We start from the raw sequence: 21,842 nt of genomic DNA, 5'->3' as shown, positions 1-21,842 counted from the left end.
TGAGAGGGCCGCCCCCCCCTCGGGCGGCGGCGTACGATGAGCTAGCCGTCGATGTCCTCGACAGTGAAGAGGGGCGAGGGGGCGCGATCGGCGAGTTCAATGGGGACCGCGCCGAAAACACCGAGTTCCTGAGTGATGCCCTCGAGTCGAGCTGAGAAGCGTTTGACAAACGCGTCGTGCGTCGCGCCGGTGCCGTTGACGACATAGGCGCGAGCTGCGATCTTGACGAGCTCGTGGTCGGGGATGCCATAGCACTCGTCGATGGCAGCGAGACAATCCATCGCGTCGACGGCCTCGTCAGTGGGGCTAAACGCCATGAAAGTGCGGGGGACGTTCCGAATCGAGCGCTTGAACTGCAGGATCCAGACGCTCTGGGCGTTTTCGGCCTGCTCGGGGTTGAGGACGGGGATGTCCTGGCTGCCATGGTAGACATACCGCTTCTTGGCGGTGTCGAAGGCGAGGACCGGACTGCTGTCCGTCTGGACTACGACAGTCTGATGCCGCATAGGTACCTCCTAAATGTTGAGACGTATAGAAAAGTTGCTAATGGCGAATACCGCTGTAGGGCGGAGCTCGCGCCCTCGTGCTGGTCACGACTGCCTCCCTTCGCGCACCCCGGCGCTAATCAAGTCGATGAGCTTGCGCACCTGTTCGGAGTTCGATCCGGCTGTCTCCAGCGCCCTGGCGATGCTCTTGCCGGTAAAGGTCGATGCGAACAATGTCGAGCGCTTGTGGCGCCGGCGGTCTCCGAGCAACTCGATCAGCGCGATTGCCTCCTCGCGCATACTGCTCGCGCCAAGATCGGCGATGACGAGCACGGGCGGATTGCGATGGCGATCGACGGAATGAGCCTTTGAGTTGGGGCCGTAAAGTTCGCCGCCGTTCCATTCCGTCGCGAGTTCGCGTGCCGAGACGAATGCGGCACGCTCGCGAGAGGTCATGGCGGCCGCCGTAGCCGCCGCTGCCGCTTCGTCGGCATCGTCGCGCGCGTACCAGATCCATGCGCCGGCAGAGAGACGGGCGGCTTCCTCCTCTTTGGCGCTACCGGTCTTTGCTGCGAAGATGGTCGAGGCGCGCTCGGCGATGAGCTTGGGAGTATGCTCGGGAACGCGATGGTCTCGGCAGCCGGGCCCATGCAATGCCTGCCACGTCTCGGGCGTGATGATGGTGCCGATGGTGTCGTAGTAGTTCCTGGGGGCGGGCAGTCCTTCGTAGTCGATCACGCTACTCGCCGCCCTTGCCGCGCAGGGCGCTGAGAAAAGCGTTGAGATCGCGCTCATAAATGTACGTGCGACGGCAAAGGTAGATGCCCATGCCGGTGCGAGCGATGAGCTGGCCGGCGGTATCGGGGGTGAGATGCAACTTGTCCGCGACCTCATCGCGGGTGAGAAGCGGGCCCGTCTGGATGCCGGGCGTGTCGTTGTCGTCCATATGTATGCCTCCTTCGGTGGGTGTGCTGTGGGGCGGGAGCTGCTCCTTGACTACACCATGCCGTCAGCGGGCATAAATCGGGGTATTACATAACCTATTACGGGGGTTTACCTGCGATGATGCTTATAAATTTTTTTAAAAAAAAGATTGAAACGCTGTTGACCGATGTCAAGAGTGATGAATCGGACCCAAGGGCTATCGGCGTTGTAGAGGAGGGGGAGCCGTCTTTGCCGCCTGAAGATGAATGGCGAGATTGGCCGATTATGCCGCTTGATCCCGCGACCGGTCAGGTTCAGGTCGGCTATAAGACGAAGGACGGGCTTGAATTTCACGAGAACGGTCGTCTCGTTCCGGACGTTGCGGGCGAGAACGCTGGCGATCACATGAGCTTCACTTATCGCGAAGAGTCAATCGGTATGCCGAACAGGCCGTCGAGCGTGGAAACAGGCGCGCCGGGGGCGGACAAGGACCTTGCTTTCGGCCTGATTCGCTCCGTGGTTCTTGACGGTCTTCCGGAAGGCGTTCTGCCGTCTTGTAAATTGGAAGATTACGGAAGCGTTGGTGCAATGCTGCTCTCCCTGTCAGAAGTGCCGGCACCGGTTTGTCGCGTCGACAACGCGCCGCATCCCGGTGACAAGGCTTCCAACATCGACCCTCGGGAGAGATTCGCTGCCGCGGCGCGCGTAACCGGTCCTTTGTTTGGCTTTGTGGGGAGAGTCGGTCCCTATGAAATCGACGAACCGCTTGATGCCTGGCTTTCGGTCGCCGGGGCAATGAAGATCTCCTCTCTGGCTTCGTCGGTCGAGATGGGTTCGCCGTCTTCGCTGGGGGTTTTGGATCCCTATTGGCGCGTGTATTGCTTCTGCAACATTGAGGCAAATAAAACCGCGTATGTGGTTCTCACCAACCTGCAAATCCCTAGCGATCATGAGTTTAGGGATAGCTTCGTGGGCGGGCTTGAGCGCGGTGGCAAGTGGGCGGTGATCAATGAAAGGATCGAGCCCGGGACTGCCATGGTCGAGCGTTCGTTTGTCAGGTGGTGCAAGAACGATACATTGTCCTTTATGGAGACAGTTGGAGAAACTGACTTTCCAGGTCCGTCTTTTGTTGCAAGGGTACCTGGTGATACTCTCAGGGGGCTCGACGAGTCTTCCGAGCGCGTTCTCAAGACCGAGGAATCCCTTGCCTCGCATCTGGTGCAGGAGATGACGGAGTGGTTCTCGCGCTGCGCGGGTTATAGGTGGAGGAGAATCCTCGAGCCCAAGCGGCAGACTCCGACGCAGATGGCTAATGGCGTCATCGATTATGGCCGCGGCTCTTCTTTCGACCTTTGCGTTCCCGATGCTGCTACGCGCCTTTGGGTCGCGCTTGCAAAGAGTTATTCGGTTGATGTCGTCAAAATATGCGAGCACTGCGGCCGGCCGTTCGCCGACACCGCAAACGGCAAATCGCGATGCTGTTCACAGGACTGCACGAGAGCAAAGAACGCCAGGAACAGCAGGAAGAGAGCGAACGCGAGGCGAAGCGCACCGAAAGCGAAGGGCTGATTTAATTTGAAAGCAAGTTGCCGATCGTGTTAGCGGCTGCCTGGTCCTTGGCGGCAATTGCGTGTGCATAGGTGTCTAGCGTGAGCTTGACGGTGCTGTGCCCGAGGCGGCTGCTGACGGTTTTGATGTCGACGTTCTCTCCGATCAGCAACGTTGCCTGCGTGTGCCTGAGCATGTGTGGAGTCAGGCCGGAGTACTTTGTACCTCGAGCGTACATCTTTCCGTCTCGCTCAATGTAGTGCGTGATTTCTCTGAACTGCCCAAAGCCATAGTCCGAGCACCATTCGCGGAACCATCGCGAAAAGCAGTTTGGGTCCATGTGCGCGATGGCGACTGGTCCCCTCTTTCCTTTTTTGTCATCTTTAGTTTTTGCCCTCGTGTTTCTTTGGGGATCGACTAATGTGTGCACAATCGGGGTGCCGGAAGTCTGTTTGAGATCGACTTCGGCGAGAAGCGTGCGCTGAAGCTCGCGCCAGGCGGCGAGCCTCTCGAGTGCAAGCGGGCTCAAAGAGACGGACCTTTTTCCCGTTGAGCTCTTTGGGTCTCTGACCAGCTTGTCGGCGGCATACTGTCCGTCGATGCGGACATAGCCGTCGCCAAAATGGACGTCGCCCCATCTGAGTCCGAGCATCTCTCCGCGGCGCATGCCGGTATCGAGCAACAAGAGAGTGCCTATTCTGTGGGAGTCCATCTCCTGTGAAAGGAGGAGGGAGAGAAGCCTCCGGGCTTCATCGAGGGAAAGAGCCTGCCTCTCTTTTCCTTTGGGCCGCGGGATGACGGTGCCGGCGCAGGGGTTCTTGACAATCAAGTCGTCAAGCATGGCGGCCTTCATAATCTGATTCAGTTTTACACTGATTTTATGCAGCTCAGATTCGGAGAATCTTCCACTTTTGCGGGCTTCAGCATAACCGGCGTTTATTATGTGGGGCCTCAGGTCCTTTACGGGATAATTGCCGAAAAGCTCCTGTATTTCCTTAATTTCAAGCTCTTCGCGGTCAAGGGCAAGCGGGCTGATGGTCTCGGCGTCCACGCGATCGTCGTGGAACTCTTTGGTGTACTGATATACGGTCTTATCGGGGTCTTTGATGGTGAGTCCGCTATTGAGCTCAGCCTTATATGCTTCGAGCTCGGCTCTCAATTCCGACTTGTTCTTTGCGTAGACCTTTCGGCGAGGTGAGTACCTATATTTGCCGGTAATGGGGTCTTTGCCCATGTTGTGCCTGATATAGTACACGTTTTTCTGCGTCTTGCTTTTAAGGGCGCTTCCCTTACCAACGACAAGAGGCCTGCTCATGTGCCGATCCTTTGGTCAGATGAATACGAGTGTGACTCCATGGCTGCGTGGCATACGCTCGGAGCAGCACGCCCGTGCGGCCCGTGAAGCGGGCGCTTCGGGTGCGCTGCTCCGAGCGTATGCCACGCAGTGGCGGAAGTCAAGTTTTCAGTGGTCGAATTTTGGTCGAAATTGAACAGAACCGTTATTTGGTGTTTTTAGAAGAAATGCATATCTACCTGCTCATATAACGGTGTCAAGCGGTATCAAAGAGTGTCAAATAGTTTGGAAACTACGGGCTCATAACCCGGAGGTCGTAGGTTCAAATCCTGCCCCCGCGACCAAGAACTTGCAGCTCGTCGGCCTAGCCGGCGAGCTTTTTTTATTTGGGGACCGTGTTTTCGGTCCAATTCTCGGCCTCTCAATCAAAGATCTCGATCTGTAACATCTAGACCGACTTTTAGCCGCTAGGTGTTACAGATCGAGATATACCGGTGGGTCGGGTCGTGTTTATCTAAATCTGTAACACGAGGGACGGATTTTGCCGAGTTGTTGTTACAGATTGAGATTTTCTGGCAGACGGGTTTAGTTTGTCTCGATCTGTAACAGGTGGAGGCCAAAAGTGGGTCTAGATGTTACAGATCTAGATTGTTGAGGATGGGACGAGATGAATATCTTTATCTGTAACAGTAAGACCCGGTTTTTGCCGAGTAACTGTTACAGATTGAGACAAACCGACGCCCCGCCCCGCCCCATCCACCTGCCGCCACCTGCTATCCGCCGATTTCCGTTGTGCTGCTGTACCCCCATGTCATATCCTCTAGACAACTACGCGGCACCATCGCCGCCGCGCCTACAAGAGAGGAATGTCCATGACCGCACCTGCATCCAAGCTGCTCCAGCCCATTACGGTTGGCCCCCTTGAGCTCAAGAACCGCATTATGTTCCCGCCGCTGACCACCGGCTACGAGGAGCGCGACGGTTCCATTGGCGAGCGCAGCCTGGCTTTTTACGAGCGCCTGGCCCGTGGCGGCGTGAGCTACATCGTCATCGGCGACGTCGCTCCCGTCATGACCGCGAGCCCCACGCCCAAGCTGGCGACCGACGCCCAGATCCCCACGTTTAAGGCGCTGGCCGACACCGTTCACAAGCACGGTGCCAAGGTCGCGCTGCAGCTGTTCCATCCCGAGTACGACGTGCCCGGTGTCGGCCGCATGGTCATGGGCTCCATGGCCGCCGCCAAGGCCGCGCAGGAGGCCAAGGCCGCCGGCGACGAGGAGACCTTTGCCGCCAAGATGGCCGAGTCCAACGAGATCCGCAATCAGGCATACGCCAAGCTGCACCACGACATGCAGCACTTTGTGAACGAGGCGAGCGTAGAGCAGCTCACCCAGATCAAGGAGGCCATCGCTGCCTCGGCCGCTCGCGCGCAGCAGGCCGGGATCGACGCCATCGAGGTCCACGGCGACCGCCTGGTGGGTTCGCTGTGCTCGGCCATCCTCAACCAGCGCACCGACGAGTATGGTGGCTCGTTCGAGAACCGCGTTCGCTATGCGCTGGAGGTCGTCGCTGCCATTAAGGAGGCCGCGCCGCAGCTGATGGTGGAGTATAAACTCCCCGTGATCATGGAGAACCCCGACGGCACGCCGCGCGGCAAGGGCGGCCTGCAGCCCGACGAGGCCTGCGAGTTTGCCAAGCTGCTCGAGGGCGCCGGCATCGACATGATCCAGGTCGCGCAGGCCAACCACACCGGCAACATGGGCGATACCATTCCGCCCATGGGCGCCATGCCCTACAACTGGACGCTGCCGGTGGCCGAGCGCGTCAAGGCCCTGGTCTCCGTGCCGGTGGCAACCGTCGGCCGTGTTGTCTCGGTCGAGGCCGGCGAGAAGATTCTGGAAGACGGCGCGGCCGACATCATCGCCTATGGCCGCTCGCTCATGTGCGACCCCGACATTGCGCTGAAGGCCGCTACGGGCGAGCCCATCCGCGAGTGCCTCAACTGCAACAAGGGCTGCGTCGACGCGATTCAAAACCGCAAGTACATCTCGTGCGTGCTCAACGCCGAGAACGGCGACGAGGCGACCGTCGCCATTAAGCCGGGCGAGGGTGACAAGAAGATTGCCGTGGTGGGCGGCGGTATTGCCGGCCTGGAGGCCGCGCGCGTGGCGGCCAAGCGCGGCTACGACGTGACCGTCTATGAGGCGAGTGATCATCTGGGCGGCCAGATTGTGCTGGCGGCAGCACCCCCGCGCAAGGACGAGATCATGCGCTCGGTCGAGTACTACGAGAAGATTCTGCCTGGCCTGGGCGTGAAGGTTGAGCTCAACCACGTCGCTACCGCTGAGGACCTCAACGCCGCCGACGCCGCGATTGTGGCCGTGGGCGCGCACGACGTGGTCATCCCCGTTCCGGGTGCCGATTCGGACAAGGTCGTCTCGAGCTGGGACGTGCTGGCCGGCAAGGTGGAGCTTACGGGCCGCGTCGCCGTCATTGGCGGTGGCCTGGTGGGCACCGAGACTGCCGAGTACCTGCTGCAGCACGGCTGCGAGGTGGCGATCGTCGAGATGCTCGACAAGATTGCCGCGGGCGAGTCCGAGACCATTCTGCCGCTGATTATGAGCGACTTTGCAGAGCACAACGTTGAGCAGCACGTGAAGACCCGCCTGACCGCCATTACCGACGAGGGCGTGGAGGCCGTTCGCACCACCGAGGACGGCGCCGAGGAGCCGGTGAAGATTGCCTGCGATTACGTGGTGATGGCCGTGGGCTCCAAGGCCAACGCGTTTGACCTGGACGGCGTGACGGTGCCCGTGACCTGTGTGGGCGACTGCTCGGGCGAGCGCACCGCCGACATCGCGAGCGCCATCCGCACGGCATATCACGCGGCCAACGAGCTGTAGTTGAACATCGCGGCCAGGCGGGGCGGCAGCACGGACCTGCCTCGCCCGACTGCGTCCCATCGGGTGTCAACCGGGGCGGGGTCTGCAAGCGCAGCAGGTCCCGTCCTTTTTGTTTTGCTCGGGTGGATGGCAATGCGCGGTAATCATGAGAAGTGAGGCGTCACTGCCCTGCAGGCCGCTCAAAATTATTGGGGGAGGGGTTAATAATTATTCCCTCTAGACCAAAGGACATAAAGAGATGCCAATTTTGTTGGCAAACGAATGACGATTAGCTGCGAGCTAGCTACCAGCGTAAATAATCGATAAAGAAACGCCGTAAATAGGTGTCAAATGCCCAGATAATGCCGCGTCTATTTTAATTAACTGCTTTGAGCAAACAGCAAAATGCTACTATCTAACATGCACGTAAGAACACAGGTAAACGTTTAGGGCTAAGAAGTGGCAGGTATGTCAGAAGCAATAAGGACTCGTACGCATGCGCCCGAGGTTAGGCAGCGCGCCGTCGAGATCCTCCAAGAGGGGGTCGGTCACCGCGCCCTCGCCGCAAAGCTTGGCATTCCCCAGGCCACGGCTCGTCAGTGGGCCCGCGCATATGCCGTGGGTGGTGCCGACGCCGTGCTCAACGCGGGCGCTCGTCATCACACCTATTCGTACGACGTAAAGCTCGCCGTGGTTAAGGACCGTCTGGAAAACGGTCTGACGGTTCGCGAGACCATGATCAAGTACAAGATTCCCAGTGAGTCTTCGGTCAAGGCTTGGTGCCGCCAGTATCGCGAGAGCGGTGAGTCCGCGCTGGTCGATAAGCCGCGCGGCCGCAAGCCGCGCGTTAAAAAGGCGGAATAGCGAACGGGATGGTGCGCCCACAGGGGCGCATTTTTCTTGCCGCCCCTCTGCTCCAATGCGGACAGACTCCTTACCCCGCACGTACAAAACTCCCCAGTTGACCGAAAACCCGCCGCCGCTACTCCTCAATTGAGCTATAACGTTAAACAATTGCAGCGTTTTTGCATGCGGGAGTGATGGTATGACGCTACTGTATTTCCTTACCCTGTTTCCGCTGGTACCGGCGCTGGGCATGCTGCTCGCGCGCGGTGACCGCGCCCGCGATGCGGTGGGGCTCATAGGTTCCGGCATCATTATGGCGGTGACAGTTGTAGTCGCCGTCATGTTTTTTGGCGCGGGCCCGCAGAGCTTTGAGGTTGCCTCCGGCACCTCGCATGTGCTCTCGATCATCAGCTCCGCCATCGATGTCATCCTGTGCGCCGTCATCCTATACAACGCGTATAAATATAGGAACGCGCTCACCACGGTGCTCGGCATAGTCCAGCTGGTGGGCTCGCTCGCCTTTGCAGCCATGACGCTGCCCGCGGCCGAAGCCGTCACGGCAACGCCGCTCTACCTGGATTACATGAGCGTGATCATGGTGCTCGCCGTCGGCATTGTCGGCAGCCTTATCTGCGTGTATGCCCTGGGCTACATGAAGGACTTCCAGGCCCATGACGAGCACGAGGCTGCGCTGCGCGGGCAGACTGCGCCCGACCGACGCCCGCAGTTCCTGGCGCTTATGTTCCTGTTCCTCTCGGCCATGTTCGTCATCGTGACGAGCGACAACCTTGAGTGGTTGTTCTGCGGCTGGGAAATCACCACCGTGTGCTCGTTCCTCATGATTGGCTACACGCGCACGCCCGAGGCCATCAAGAACGCCTTCACCCAGATCATCCTCAACATGCTGGGCGGCATCGCGTTTTTGGCCGGACTCATATACCTGCACGTTAACGGCATGCCGCTGACCATCTCGGGCATGATCGAGCTTTCCGGCGCCGGAACCGCGCAGTCCGCGCTGCTGGTGATGCCGGTCATCCTGCTGTCGCTCGCCGCACTCACCAAGGCCGCACAGATGCCGTTCCATACTTGGCTGCTGGGTGCCATGGTTGCCCCCACGCCCACGAGCGCCCTGCTGCACTCGTCAACCATGGTCAAAGCCGGCGTGTTCCTGATGGTCAAGCTGAGCCCGCTCTATGCCATCTATCCCGTGACTGGCTTTATGGTCACGAGTGTGGGTGCCATCACGTTTTTGCTCGCTGCCCTCATGGCCATCTCGCAGAGCAACGCCAAACGCGTGCTCGCGTACTCCACCATTTCCAACTTGGGCCTCATCAGTGCCTGCCTGGGTGTCGGCGCGCCCGAGGCCGTGTGGGCCGCCATCTTCCTGATCCTGTTCCACACGGTGGCAAAGTCGCTGCTGTTCCTGTGCGTGGGCACGGCCGAGCATCATATCGGCAGCCGCAATATCGAGGACATGGACGGTATGTTCAGCCGCATGCCGCACCTGACGCGCCTGATGATGCTGGGCATCATGGGTATGTTCGTCGCGCCGTTTGGCATGCTCGTGTCCAAGTGGGGCGCCCTGGTGGCGTTCGCGCAGACCGGCAACGTGCTCATGATCATGGTGCTTGCCTTTGGCTCGGCCGCGACGTTTTACTTCTGGGGCAAGTGGCTTGCCAAGCTTTCGGGCGTCGACCCGACGGCTCAAAACGTTGAGGTCAATGTCCATAAGACCGAATGGATAGCCCTCAACACCATCGCCGCGCTGCTGATTCTGTGCTGCGTGGCGTTCCCGCTCATCTCGAGCGGCCTGGTGTCGCCTTACTTGGCCATGGTGTTTGGCCGCGTGCCGTACGTTATTGGCAAGGATGCCATGTATCTGATGGTGGTTATCGTGGCTTTTATCGCCGTGGTGCTGCTGACTTCATTCCGCGTGAGCAACAAACCGCACGTAAACGTATATCTTTCGGGTGTGGGAACCGACAATTACCGCCATTTCCGCGGCTCGATGGGACGCGAGGTGAAGGCCGAAAAGCGCAATTGGTACTCGGAGGACGCCCTTGGCGAGAAGCGCATCGGCCCCGCGGGTAGCGTCGTGTGCTGCAGCATTATCTTGTTTGCGCTGCTGTGTTGCGCGTGGATTGGGCCCGAGCGGCTTGCCATGAGCGCGCCTTCGGTGCTGCGCGGCAAGTATTTTGAAGGTTCGGGCGTCGTGGGCATTTTTATTGGCACCGTGGCGTTTGCCTTGCTGGCGCCTTTGGTTGGTGGCCTGATCGACGGCATCGATCGCAAGCTGTCCGCCCGTATGCAGGGCCGCGTGGGCCCGCGCCTGCTGCAGCCCTTCTACGACGTTGCCAAGCTGCTGCGCAAGGCCCCCGCCAGCGTAAATACCATGGACGATACCTATATGGCGTGCGCGCTCATCTTTACCGTCGTGGGCGGCGGCATCTTTGTGTCGGGCTCCAACACGCTGCTGTGCGCCTTTATGGTGACGCTCGCCGCGATCTTTGTGGTGCTGGCGTCCGCCTCGACGCAAAGCCCGTTTGCCCAGGTCGGCGCCGACCGCGAGCTGCTGCAGGTTATGAGTTACGAGCCTGCCGTTCTGCTGATGAGCGTGGGCCTGTACCTTGCCACCGACAGCTTCGATTCCATCGCCGTGACGGGGCAGTCGGCCCCCATCATCGTGTACAGCGCGCCCATTTTCCTCGCGCTGCTCGCGGTGCTTACCATCAAGTTGCGCAAGTCGCCGTTTGACCTTTCGTACTCGCATCACGCGCATCAGGAGATCGTCCAGGGCGTCGCCACCGAGATGAGCGGCGGCACGCTGGCCAAGATGACCCTTATGCACTGGTGCGAGACCGTGCTGTTTTTGATGTGGGTGGGCATGTTCTTTGTTTGGGACAACCCGGTGAGCTGGGTGGTCGCCCTGGTCGTGATGGCCGCGACGTACTTTGTCGAGGTCCTGATCGACAACACCTTCGCGCGCAGCACCTGGCGCAGCTGCTTTAAGCTCGGATGGGGCGTGGCGCTGGTGTTTGGCCTGCTCAACCTTATGCCCATCCTCGTCGACGTGTTTATTTAGGAGGCGGCATCCATGGATCATAAAATGTCGCGCTCGCCGTGGGTTATTCATTACGACGGCTCGAGCTGCAACGGATGCGATATTGAGGTGCTGGCCTCGCTCACGCCGCTGTTCGATGCGGAGCGCTTTGGCGTGGTCAATACCGGCAACCCCAAGCATGCGGATATCTTTTTGGTGACGGGTTCGGTCAACGCGCAGAACCTGCCCGTCGTGCGCCAGATCTACAACCAGATGCTCGAGCCCAAGTGCGTGGTGGCGTGCGGCATCTGCGCGTGCTCGGGCGGCGTGTTCCGCGATGCCTACAACGTGATCGGCGGCGTGGACCGCGCGATTCCCGTGGACGTGTACGCGCCCGGGTGCGCCATTCGTCCCGAGACCGTAATCGATGCCATTGTGGAGGCGTGCGGCATCCTGGACCAGAAGGAGGCCGTGATGCGTGCTGGCGGTGACCCGCTCACCGTGGGCGGTGCCGCAACCTGGGACGGTGGCGTTGAGCTGGGCGAGGACGGGTTTGTGGCTGCGGCTGAGGCCGGGGCCGGTGTCGACGCAGGCACGGCTGACGGTGCGCCCGCCGCTGCAAAGGAGGCCAAGTAATGCAAAAGGCAATCTATACCACCGTCGGGATCGATGAGCTCCTGGCGCACGTGCAGGCGCTCAAGGGTGCCGGCGCACGTTTTGTACAGATGCATGCCGAGCGCTGTGTGGACGACGGATCGTATCGCTTGGTCTATACGTTTATCAACGTCCGCGCTGCGCAAGTGCAGATCGCGCGGGACGGAAACTATGCGATTGAGAACCTGGTGGTCGAGGGTATCGACCAGTACCAGGAGATTCCGTCCATCAGCTCGTATTATCCGGCGGTGTTCCCGTTTGAGAACGAGGCGCACGACCTATTTGGCCTTGCCATCACCGACATGCAGGTCGACTTCAACGGCTTTTTCTACCAGGTCTCGACCGCCGAGCCCATGAGCGTGATCACGCCCGAGGTGAAAGCTGCGCGCGAGAAGGCCATGAAGGTCCGCGCCGCCGCCGAGGCTAAGGCGCGCAAGGCCGCGGCCGAGAAGGCCGCCGCTGCGGGGGAGGGCGCCGCGGGTGCCGGCGATACCGCGGGTGCCGCTGCCCAGCCCGCTGCGGCTGCCGGCTCCGATACTCAGCATGACGATGCCGCTGCCAAGGCCGCGCTCAAAGCCGCCGAGCTGGAAGCAAAGCTCGCCGCCATGGATCCCGATAAAGCAGCCAAGGTCCGCGCGGCGCTTGCCGCCAAGGCCGCCCGCGACAAGCAGAAAAAGGAGGCGTAAGGTCCATGGCACATCGCTCCGTTATTCCGTTTGGCCCGCAGCATCCAGTGCTGCCCGAGCCGCTTCATCTGGACCTGGTGATCGAGGACGACCGCGTTATCGAGGCAATTCCGCAGATCGGCTTTGTGCACCGCGGACTCGAGAAGCTCACCGAAAAGCGCGACATGCATCAGTTTGGCTACATCGCCGAGCGCATCTGCGGCATCTGCGCCGTGGGCCACAGCTGCGGCTATGCCAGCGCCTGCGAGCGCATGCTCGACATCGAGGTGTCCGGCCGCGTGCAGTATATCCGCACCATTTTGCATGAGCTTTCGCGCATCCACTCGCACCTGCTGTGGCTGGGCCTGCTCGCCGATGCCTTTGGCTTCGAGGCGCTGTTCTATCGTTCGTGGACCCTGCGCGAGCAGATCCTCAAGATCTTTGAGAGCACCTGCGGCGGCCGCGTGATTCTGTCGATCAACGAGGTCGGCGGCCTTAAGCACGACATCGAGGACTCCGAGCTGGCGGGTATTGTTCAGACGCTCGATGCCATGCGTCCCGACTACGAGGCCCTGGTGCATACGTTTTTGGACGACGACAGCTGCGGCGAGCGCCTGCATGGCGTGGGCGTGATTAGCAAAAAGGACGCGCTGGATCTGTCGATGGTCGGCCCGTTTGGGCGCGCCTCGGGTGTGGATTACGACGTGCGCGCGTTCGGCGACGGTGCCTATGCGGATCTGGCTGCGTTTGAGCCTATCGTTGCTAGCGACGGCGACTGCTATGCCCGCTGTCAGGTGCGTTGCGCCGAGGTCACGCAGGCCATGGACATCATCAAGGAGCTTGTGGGCAAGATTCCGCACGACGGCATTGGCGGGCGCACCAAGCTCACGCCGGCCGACGGCGCGCGCGGCGAGGTTGTGATTGAGCAGCCGCGCGGCGAGGCGTACTACTATGTGCGTGGCGACGGCACCAAGAACCTGGACCGTTTTCGCGTGCGAACGCCGACGTCGCAAAATCTGGCGGGTCTGACGCATGCGCTGCAGGGCGTGCTCCTTGCCAACGTGCCCATGATTATCCTGACCATCGACCCCTGCATAAGCTGCACGGAAAGGTAGGCGCGGCATGAGTTTGCTGACATTTGCCAAGACGGCCTTGGGTTCTATGGTCAGGCAGCCGGTTACGGTGTGCTACCCGCAGGAGGAGATGACGGCACCCGAGCGCCTGCGCGGGCATATCGTCAACGACATGGACGTGTGCATCTGCTGCGGCATGTGCGCGCGGCGTTGCCCGGCGGGCGCGCTCGCGGTCGATCGCAAGGGCGGAACGTGGTCGATCGACCCGTTTGCCTGCGTGGTGTGCGGCGAGTGCATCGAGAGCTGCCCCAAGCACTGCCTGAGCATGGACACCGCCCGTACTCCGGTTGCGGCGGACAAGACTCCCACGGTAGAAACCAAGCCGGAGTAGCGCTGGGATGGGGCCGGTGGGGCAAAAATGCCCCACCGGCCCCGCGCGTGAACGCGCGGTTGGGCCGCCGCGATCAAAACTATGCCGGATTACGGGGCTGGATGGCGAACCTCCGACCATATAGAAAATCGCAAAAACAAAACCGCAGGTAGATAGCCTGCCGTTTCTCAAAAAATGGAGGTATGGATGAGGGTTCCGACTTTAGCCCCGTAATCCGGCATAGTTTTGAAATGCCGCCATAGCCGTAACATCCCTTGATCTCCCATGGACAGAGGGAAACGGATCATTTTGGCCTTGCGAGGGCTGTCGCGTAACCCGTCCGGCACGAAATGGGCCCATCTACTACTTTTGGGCGCCTACCTCCGAACACGGAGATCAACGCGAAAAGAAAACCGCAGGTAGAACGCCTGCGGTTTTTTGTAAAACGCGGTTGTGTTTGGGGGTATCGGGTCAAACGTAGTAGATGGGCCGGTTTCGTGCGAGAGAGCTATTAACTAACCCTCTAATGATGGAGGAAGTTGGGCCATTTTGGCCCGTCTATCTTTGGTCGCACCCGTTTTCCTGCGAAAACCCTCATGTCTCAACTTTGGTGAGACATTTGTCTCACGCTCAAAACTGAATCTGGAACGTGTGTCACCTGCCCAAATTGTGTCTCATTTCGTAACTTTAGGCTGATGCAAGGTCTAAGACCGCGAGAAGGGAGACGCGATGAGTAAGTACACGAGGGGCCTCTTGGCGGTGATACTGGCCGTAGTGCTGGTGTTGCCGGCTGCAGCATTTGCCATGCTGCCCGAGGCCAACGCCAGGTCCAGCACCGGAATGGACGGACCGACGGTGAGCAATAAGATAGTCGATCCTGACACCACCAGCCGTTGGCAATACTGGGCGTCGGGCGGCGAGCAGGACCAGACGACACGTTATGTAGGCCGAATCTGGACGGACAAGACGGTCGAGCCCGCGCAGGACGAAAAGTCCGACTTTGTGACGACGCTTTCCACGATATCTTCGACTTCTGATACAACGTCGCTGGTCACTAAACCGCTCGATATCGTGATGGTGCTCGATGCCTCCGGGTCGATGGATGATGACATGGGCGGCAGCGATTCGACCAAACGCATCGATGCGCTCAAGGCGGCTGCCAGTTCCTTTATCGACACCATCGCCGAGCAGAACGCAAAGATTGAGGATGCTTCCAAACAGCATCAGGTTGCCATCGTTAAGTTCTCGGGTAGAAAGAAAAAAGAGACCGGCAACGATACGTATCGCGATCGTTGGGGATACACGCACAACTATTCGCAGGTTATGAAGAGCCTGACGCCGTGTGTCGATAACGCTGCGACGGAACTTAATGCGACGGAACTTAAGAAAACGGTCAGTCTCATCAAGCCCGCCGGCGCCACGCGGGCTGATTACGGCCTTGAGCTTGCTCGTGACATGTCGGGTCGCAAGGATGCCCAGAAGGTCGTTGTGTTCTTTACCGACGGCTCTCCTACAAGTTCTAATGGTTTTGAGTCCGATGTCGCTGATGATGCCGTTAATGCCGCCAAGACCATGAAAGATAAAGGCGCTACCATCTACACCATCGGCATCTTTAGCGGCGCAAACCCGGATCAGGCCATTAGCAAGGCAAGCATAGAAAACAGGTTCATGCACGCCGTGTCAAGCAACTATCCAAACGCCACGTCCTACATAACCAATGAGCTTGGTAAACGCGCCGAGAATTCCGACTTCTACAAGGCTGCGTCGAACGCCGATGAGCTCAAGAAGGTATTTGATGACATCTCGAGCTCTATCACCTCGGGCAAGGGCTATCCCACCCAGACAGAGGACGGCTATGCTCACAAGTCCGGCTACATCACCTTTAGTGATGAGCTGGGCGACTTTATGCAGGTCGATGCGTTTATCAGCGCTCAGATTAATGGCGCCACCTTTGGCGAGGCAACCAAGACCACCAAGAAGACCGCCAAGGGCAGCGTGGACACGTACGAGTTTTCGGACATTGCCAAGGACCTGGTCATCACCGTCGTGCATTCTGACGACGCGCAGCAGGGCGATATCGTGACGGTTAAGATTCCCGCATCGCTGATTCCGCTGATCCGCTATCACGTGGACATGGAAAAGGGGATTTTTGAGCACACGTCGCTCAATGACATCAAGCCTATTCAGGTTAAATACACCTCGAGCGTCAAGGGCGAAGCGCGCAACAACCTATTTACGCCCGATAAGGAACTCGAGGAGTATATCGGCACTCACAAGGACGCCGACAACCAGACGGTCTCCTTCCTGGCCAACAAGTGGTCGGGCGGCGAGCTGGGCGATGTCGTCGCCGAGTTTGAGCCTGCCAAGACCAACAGCTACTATTACTTCCAAAAGGTCACGCCTATCTACACGGACGAGGCATGCACCCAGCGCACGACGGTAAAGCCGCAGGGCAACGACGTCTATTACTACAAGGACGAGTTTGTGGCGATGGACGCAAACGGCAAGCCAAAGAACGACTATGCCGTTGTGGCGTTTGAAGGTCACGAGATTGCCAGCTGCGACGGCGCTCTGGTCAATGAGGGCGGCTACTGGTCCTTTAATAAGGGAACCGCGCGTTTGGCCTATATTGACCAACTGCATACCAACAAGGACGACGTGGGCGGCAACAACACCAAGACCGCGAGTGACGTGCTTAACCCCACGTGGAATGACCTTTCCTCCGTTGCGACTTCCACGCACGTGCATTCGCGCCTGGGCAACAACGGCAAGATCGTCTTTAGCCTTGCAACCAAGCCGACAACGGTGGATACCAAGACTGACTTTGGTCTGACCAAGGTGCTCGAGGGCCGCAAGTGGGCGGATACGGATGCGTTTGAGTTTGAGCTCTCCGCGACGTCCGACAACAATGCCCCGATGCCCGACCCCGCGACCGTAACTGTGACCAATGCCGATCTCGACAAGGGCAAGGCAGCCATTAACTTTGGCAAGATTACTTATGCCGAGCCGGGCGAGTACACCTATGAGGTCCGCGAGAAGAACGCTGGCCAAGCTATCGACGGTATCACCTACAGCGATAACGTTGCGGAGATCACCGTGACGGTAACGCCCAACGCAAAGGGCGAGCTCAGCGCTGCCGTGAAGGTGACCTCGGGCGAGACTGAGTTCGTAAACACTTACGCTACAGATTCCGTTGAGTCCAGCGTCACCAGCAAGATCAAGGTTACCAAGGTCCTGACAGGGCACGATCTCAAGGACGGCGAGTTTAGCTTTGAGTTGCGCGAGATCAAGGGCGAGGACTCTGAGCTTATCGAGACCGTCAAGAATGACGCCAACGGCAACGTTGTGTTCAGCCCCATCGAGTACACCGAGGCTGGCGAGCACACCTATACGCTGAGCGAGGTCAAGGGCAATGCCGGCGGCGTCACCTACGACGGCACGGTATACACCGTCGTGACGACCATTGCCGACAACGGTAAGGGCCAGCTGGTGGCCACGCATAAGTTAAAGGGCGCCGATAGCGGCAAGAAGATTGAGTTTAAGAACTCTTATACCGTGAAGCCCAAGAGTTCCAGCGTCACTCACAAGATCACCGCGTACAAGTCCCTGGCCGGCCGCACCCTTAAGCCCGGTGAGTTCGAGTTCGAGCTCGTCGAGGGCGATGAGGTCGTCGCCACTGGCAAGAACAGCTACGACGGCATGATTGCGATGAGTCCCATCGAGTACACCGAGCCCGGCGAGCACACTTACACGCTGCGCGAGGTCCACGGCGGAACCAAGAGCAATGGCATCACCTACGACGGCACGACCTACACCATCGTGACCACGGTTACGGACAATGGCGATGGCACGCTCGATGTCCATCATGTTCTGAAGGGTGACAAGCCTGCTGAGTTCAAGAATTCTTACGGCCTGACCTCCGAGAGCTCAAGCGTCACCGACCAGATCATTGCGACCAAGGTCCTGACCGGGCGCAAGCTTGCTGCCGGCGAGTTCTCCTTCGAGCTTGTCGAGGGTAACGATATCGTTGTCACTGGCACCAATGCGGCTGACGGCACGATCGTCATGGGCAAAATCACTTACGATAAGCCTGGCAATCACACCTACACGCTGCGCGAGAAGCTCCCCAACGAGGCGGGGCTGAGCAATGGGATCACGTACGATAAGACGAATTACACCATCAAGACGAGCGTCATCGACAACGGCGACGGCACGCTTAAGGTGACCCATACGCTCGAGGGCACCGAGCTGGCACTCTTCCAGAACAAGTACAATACTGCCCCGAACGAGTCGAGCGTGACCGACCAGATCAAGGCGACCAAGACCCTGACCGGACGCGACCTCAAGGACAACGAGTTCTCCTTCGAGTTGGTCGAGGGCGACGACATCGTCGCGATCGGCACCAATAACGCCGGTGGCATGATTATGATGAGCCCCATCGAGTACACCGAGGCCGGCGAGCACACCTACACACTGCGCGAGGTCAAGGGCGACTCCGACAACGGTATTACCTACAGCACCGCTGAGTACACCATCGTGACTACCGTCACCGACGATGGCAACGGCAAGCTTACGGTTGAGCACAAGCTGCAGGGCGTCGAGGAAGCGATCTTCGAGAACGCCTACACCGTGACCCCCGTGAACTCCAGCGTCACCGATCAGATCACCGCGACCAAGTCCCTGACCGGGCGCGACATGACCGCCGGTGAGTTCTCCTTCGAGCTCGTCGAGGGCGACAAGGTCGTCGCCACTGGCAAGAACGGCGCCGACGGCAAGATCGTCATGGACAAAATCACCTACGACAAGGCCGGCGAGCACACCTATATCCTGCGCGAGGTTAAGGGCGCCGAAGGCAACGGCATCACCTACGACGACAAGACCTACACCGTCGTGACTACGATCACCGATAACGGCAAGGGCAAGCTCGTGGCGAAGCACGAGCTGAAGGAAGCCAAGGCTGCTGAGTTCGAGAATTCCTACAAGCCGAACGCCGGAGAGTTTAGCGTCACCGACGAGATCACCGCTACCAAGTCCCTGACCGGGCGCGAGCTCAAGGACGGCGAGTTCTCCTTCCAGCTCGTCGAGGGCGAGGACGCCAAGGTCGTCGCCACCGGCAAGAACGATGCCGACGGCAACATCAAGATGGGCGCCGTGAAGTATGACAAACCCGGTGCCCACACCTACACGCTGCGCGAGGTCAACGGTGGAACCACTAGCAAGGGCATTACCTACAGTGACGCCAAGTTCACCATCGAGACGACCATCACCGATAACGGCGACGGCACGCTCAGTGCCCAGCATGTTATGAAGAACGCCGAGGCTGCGATCTTCAAGAACACCTACAGCGTGACCCCGATCGATGCCGAGCTCGATTTTGATCTGAGCAAGGCCATTGACGGCCGCGACTGGACGGATGGGGACGAGTTTAGCTTTACCATCACCGCCCCCGAAGGCACCCCGCTGCCCGATCCCGCAACCATAACCGTGAGCAAGAAGGACGCGAAGGACGGCATCGCCGCCATCAAGTTCGGCAAGATCCACTACGCCGCTGCCGGAACCTACAAGTACGAGATCCGCGAGAACGTGGGTAACGCGGCCGGCATGAAGTACGACGACAATGTCGCGACCGCCGAAGTGACCGTGACCGAGAACGGCGAGGGCAACCTGACCGCCAACGTCACTAAGAAGGAAAACGGACGCTTTACCAACACGTATCGCTCTGAGCTCGATTACGCCGCGGCCGGCGGCCTCAAGCTCAGCAAGACCCTCTCCGGCCGTCCCATGACCGAGGGCCAGTTCACCTTTACTGTGACGCCCGCCGACGAGGCTTCGGCCAATGCGCTCGGCTTGCATGAGGGCGCCAACACGTTCAAGTCCCCTGCGACGGCAGAGGGAACGGTCGGCTTGATTGACATTCTGGCTGGCCATGAGGTCAAGTTTACGCAGGCTGACGCCGGCAAGACCTTCACATACACCGTGGCGGAGAAGAACGACGGCAAGCCCGGCTACACCTACGACGATGCCGAGCGCACCGTGACGATCGCTGTTGCCGACGATGGTGCCGGAACGCTTACCGCTACGACGACTGTCTCCGGCCCCGAGGGCACGCATGAGACGATCCACAAGAGCGGCGAGAACAAGGTCGAGAGCGCCGTGGTCCCGTTCGAAAACAGCTATAGCGCCACGACCAATACGACTGGTGGCGAAGCTGCCCAGATTGTTGCCACCAAGAAGCTGACCGGTCGTCCGATGGTCAACGGCGAGTTCTACTTTGGCATCGCCTACGCGGGCGAGACGGAAGCCATCGAGGGTACGTGCGTTACCAACATTAACGGCCAGGTGAGCTTTGGCGCGCTGCATTACGACACCGAGATGCTTGCCAACCTGGTAAGCGCCAACCGCGCCATCCGCACCGACACGGATGCCAAGCTCGCGTGGACCATCAACTACACGGCCTTTGAGTACACGAACTTGCTGGCCGACCAGGGCATTACCGCCGCGAAGTCGAGCTTTAGCTTTAAGGTCATCGTCGTCGACAACGGCGACGGCACCCTGACGGCATCGCCCGACTATGCCGGCGCCGAGCCCGTGTTCGAGAACGTCTACGGCGCCGAGGCCGTCGATGCCGCACTCGCCGGCACTAAGAAGCTCCAGGCTGCCGAGGGCCTGACCCCGGGCGACATTGCGGGCAAGTTCACCTTTACCGTGACTGCCGACGAGGCTGGCGCCCCGATGCCCGAGCGCACGACCGCGGCCAACGACGCGGCCGGCAACGTGGACTTTGGCAAGATCCACTTTACACTCGACGACCTTAACCGCGCCCTGGGCGTGACGGCCAACGCTTCTGGCGATGCATCGAGCGACGCTGAGGCCAACGCCGACAAGGCCGAGGTTGACGCTGACGAGGCCGATGCCAACGCCGAGTCCAAGCCCGTCGTTACCGCTCCGCGCTCGCACACCTTTACCTATACGGTGACCGAGTCCGGTAGCGCCCCTGGCGTGGCCAACGATGCCAACGCCACGCGCAAGGTTTCCTACACCGTGACTGACGACGGCGCCGGACATCTGAAAGTCGTGCGCAACGGCGACGACGGTGCCGCCTTCACGTTCACCAACACGTACAGCGTGGCGCCCACCGATTCTTCCATGACCGATCAGGTCAAGACGGTCAAGCGTCTGACCGGCCGCGACCTTGCAGCTGGCGAGTTCACGTTTGAGCTGCTCGAGGACGGCGTGGTTGTCGCTAGCGGCACCAACGACGCCAACGGCACCGTTACGCTGAGCCCGATCCACTACGAGGCGCCCGGCACGCACACGTACACGCTGCGCGAGGCCTGCCCCAACGCGCTCGGCCTGTACAAGGGCGTCACTTATGACGGCACGACCTACACCGTCGCGACCACCGTCTCCGACAACGGCGACGGCACGCTGACCGCGACGCACAAGCTCGAGGGAACCACCGAGTCGGCTGGCTTTACCAACAAGTATCACGCCATGCCCACGCAGGTTTCCATCGGCGCCATCAAGGTGCTCGAGGGACGCGAGCTCAAGAAGGACGAGTTCAGCTTTAAGCTCGTTGGCGAGGACGTTGAGTCCACCGTCACCAACGATGCCGACGGCAAGATCAACTTCGACAAGTTCGAGTACGACAAGCCCGGTACGTACGTCTACACCATCAGCGAGGTCAAGGGCGACGAGGCCGGTATGACCTACGACAAGTCCGTCTTTACCGCGACCGTCAGCGTGGTCGATGACGGCGAGGGCAACCTCAAGGCGAGCGTCGCCTTTGCCAAGGGCGACAAGAGCGTCGAGGGTATCGTGTTCAACAACACGTACAAGAAGCCCGAGACGCCCGTACCGACGCCCGATTCCGGCACGCCCAAGACCGTGACGAACATCGTCAAGACGGTCAAGGGTTTCCTGCCCACCACGGGTGACCAGCAGGCCGCCGCACTGCTCATGGCATTCGTCATTGCCATGGTCGGCGTCGGAGCCCTGGTCTGGGGTATCCGTAAGCGCTAGGCACGCTGGCAGCGCCCGGGGCCAAAAGGCCCCGGGCGG

At 59.8% G+C, this 21,842-nt stretch carries 13 protein-coding genes; 9 read left to right on the top strand and 4 right to left on the bottom strand.

What is annotated here, in order from left to right; genetic code table 11:
• Positions 1-41: 41 nt before the first annotated feature.
• The 3 genes from ACEXKH_RS05205 to ACEXKH_RS05195 form a co-directional block, all read right to left on the bottom strand.
• A complete protein-coding gene (locus ACEXKH_RS05205) occupies positions 42-506 on the bottom strand; it encodes a hypothetical protein (protein WP_373573338.1) in 465 nt (154 codons plus the stop codon).
• An 84-nt stretch (positions 507-590) separates the two neighbouring features.
• A complete protein-coding gene (locus ACEXKH_RS05200; RefSeq protein WP_373573337.1) occupies positions 591-1,223 on the bottom strand; it encodes a hypothetical protein in 633 nt (210 codons plus the stop codon).
• A 1-nt stretch (position 1,224) separates the two neighbouring features.
• Positions 1,225-1,431 carry a hypothetical protein gene (locus tag ACEXKH_RS05195; protein ID WP_373573336.1) on the bottom strand — a complete coding sequence of 69 codons (207 nt, stop codon included), beginning with the start codon at positions 1,429-1,431 and terminating at the stop codon, positions 1,225-1,227.
• A 116-nt stretch (positions 1,432-1,547) separates the two neighbouring features.
• On the opposite strand from ACEXKH_RS05195, the gene ACEXKH_RS05190 reads away from it, so the two are divergent.
• A complete protein-coding gene (locus ACEXKH_RS05190) occupies positions 1,548-2,978 on the top strand; it encodes a hypothetical protein (RefSeq protein WP_373573335.1) in 1,431 nt (476 codons plus the stop codon).
• 1 nt (position 2,979) lies between these two features.
• On the opposite strand, the gene ACEXKH_RS05185 is transcribed toward ACEXKH_RS05190, so the two are convergent.
• A complete protein-coding gene (locus ACEXKH_RS05185) occupies positions 2,980-4,272 on the bottom strand; it encodes a tyrosine-type recombinase/integrase (RefSeq protein WP_373573334.1) in 1,293 nt (430 codons plus the stop codon).
• 851 nt (positions 4,273-5,123) lie between these two features.
• Between ACEXKH_RS05185 and bilR the strand changes: the two genes are divergently transcribed.
• The 8 genes from bilR (at position 5,124) to ACEXKH_RS05145 (ending at position 21,803) form a co-directional block, all read left to right on the top strand.
• Positions 5,124-7,154, top strand: coding sequence for a bilirubin reductase, long form (gene bilR / locus ACEXKH_RS05180; RefSeq protein ID WP_373573333.1), 2,031 nt, complete (start codon positions 5,124-5,126; stop codon positions 7,152-7,154).
• 447 nt (positions 7,155-7,601) lie between these two features.
• Positions 7,602-7,997, top strand: coding sequence for a helix-turn-helix domain-containing protein (locus ACEXKH_RS05175; RefSeq protein ID WP_373573332.1), 396 nt, complete (start codon positions 7,602-7,604; stop codon positions 7,995-7,997).
• Between the two features lie 181 nt (positions 7,998-8,178).
• On the top strand, positions 8,179-11,061 hold the full coding sequence (locus ACEXKH_RS05170; protein WP_373573331.1) for a proton-conducting transporter transmembrane domain-containing protein: 2,883 nt from the start codon (positions 8,179-8,181) through the stop codon (positions 11,059-11,061).
• A 12-nt stretch (positions 11,062-11,073) separates the two neighbouring features.
• Entirely contained in the window at positions 11,074-11,655 is a 582-nt protein-coding gene (locus ACEXKH_RS05165) for an NADH-quinone oxidoreductase subunit B family protein (protein WP_373573330.1), read from the top strand.
• Positions 11,655-12,359, top strand: a complete 705-nt coding sequence (locus ACEXKH_RS05160) for an NADH-quinone oxidoreductase subunit C (RefSeq protein WP_373573329.1) — start codon at positions 11,655-11,657, stop codon at positions 12,357-12,359. The genes ACEXKH_RS05165 and ACEXKH_RS05160 overlap by 1 nt, the downstream gene beginning before the upstream one ends.
• Before the next feature lie 5 nt (positions 12,360-12,364).
• Positions 12,365-13,453: a hydrogenase large subunit gene (locus ACEXKH_RS05155; RefSeq protein WP_373573328.1), complete on the top strand. Its 1,089-nt coding sequence runs from the start codon at positions 12,365-12,367 to the stop codon at positions 13,451-13,453.
• Between the two features lie 7 nt (positions 13,454-13,460).
• Positions 13,461-13,802: a 4Fe-4S dicluster domain-containing protein gene (locus ACEXKH_RS05150; RefSeq protein ID WP_373573327.1), complete on the top strand. Its 342-nt coding sequence runs from the start codon at positions 13,461-13,463 to the stop codon at positions 13,800-13,802.
• 708 nt (positions 13,803-14,510) lie between these two features.
• Positions 14,511-21,803, top strand: coding sequence for a Spy0128 family protein (locus ACEXKH_RS05145; RefSeq protein ID WP_373573326.1), 7,293 nt, complete (start codon positions 14,511-14,513; stop codon positions 21,801-21,803).
• Positions 21,804-21,842: the final 39 nt, after the last annotated feature.

The organism is Collinsella aerofaciens ATCC 25986, assembly GCF_964259375.1.
GTDB classification, from domain to species: Bacteria; Actinomycetota; Coriobacteriia; order Coriobacteriales; family Coriobacteriaceae; genus Collinsella; species Collinsella aerofaciens_BO.
The sequence above is the reverse complement of the archived record's forward strand: the minus strand, read 5'-3'. Positions and strand labels throughout refer to the sequence as shown.

Bases quoted from the DNA above. Each gene is read 5' to 3' on its own strand.
- ACEXKH_RS05205 (WP_373573338.1), bottom strand. From the start codon at position 506: ATGCGGCATCAGACTGTCGTAGTCCAGACGGACAGCAGTCCGGTCCTC.
- ACEXKH_RS05195 (WP_373573336.1), bottom strand. From the start codon at position 1,431: ATGGACGACAACGACACGCCCGGCATCCAGACGGGCCCGCTTCTCACC.
- ACEXKH_RS05190 (WP_373573335.1), top strand. From the start codon at position 1,548: ATGATGCTTATAAATTTTTTTAAAAAAAAGATTGAAACGCTGTTGACC.
- ACEXKH_RS05185 (WP_373573334.1), bottom strand. From the start codon at position 4,272: ATGAGCAGGCCTCTTGTCGTTGGTAAGGGAAGCGCCCTTAAAAGCAAG.
- bilR (WP_373573333.1), top strand. From the start codon at position 5,124: ATGACCGCACCTGCATCCAAGCTGCTCCAGCCCATTACGGTTGGCCCC.
- ACEXKH_RS05175 (WP_373573332.1), top strand. From the start codon at position 7,602: ATGTCAGAAGCAATAAGGACTCGTACGCATGCGCCCGAGGTTAGGCAG.
- ACEXKH_RS05170 (WP_373573331.1), top strand. From the start codon at position 8,179: ATGACGCTACTGTATTTCCTTACCCTGTTTCCGCTGGTACCGGCGCTG.
- ACEXKH_RS05165 (WP_373573330.1), top strand. From the start codon at position 11,074: ATGGATCATAAAATGTCGCGCTCGCCGTGGGTTATTCATTACGACGGC.
- ACEXKH_RS05160 (WP_373573329.1), top strand. From the start codon at position 11,655: ATGCAAAAGGCAATCTATACCACCGTCGGGATCGATGAGCTCCTGGCG.
- ACEXKH_RS05155 (WP_373573328.1), top strand. From the start codon at position 12,365: ATGGCACATCGCTCCGTTATTCCGTTTGGCCCGCAGCATCCAGTGCTG.
- ACEXKH_RS05150 (WP_373573327.1), top strand. From the start codon at position 13,461: ATGAGTTTGCTGACATTTGCCAAGACGGCCTTGGGTTCTATGGTCAGG.
- ACEXKH_RS05145 (WP_373573326.1), top strand. From the start codon at position 14,511: ATGAGTAAGTACACGAGGGGCCTCTTGGCGGTGATACTGGCCGTAGTG.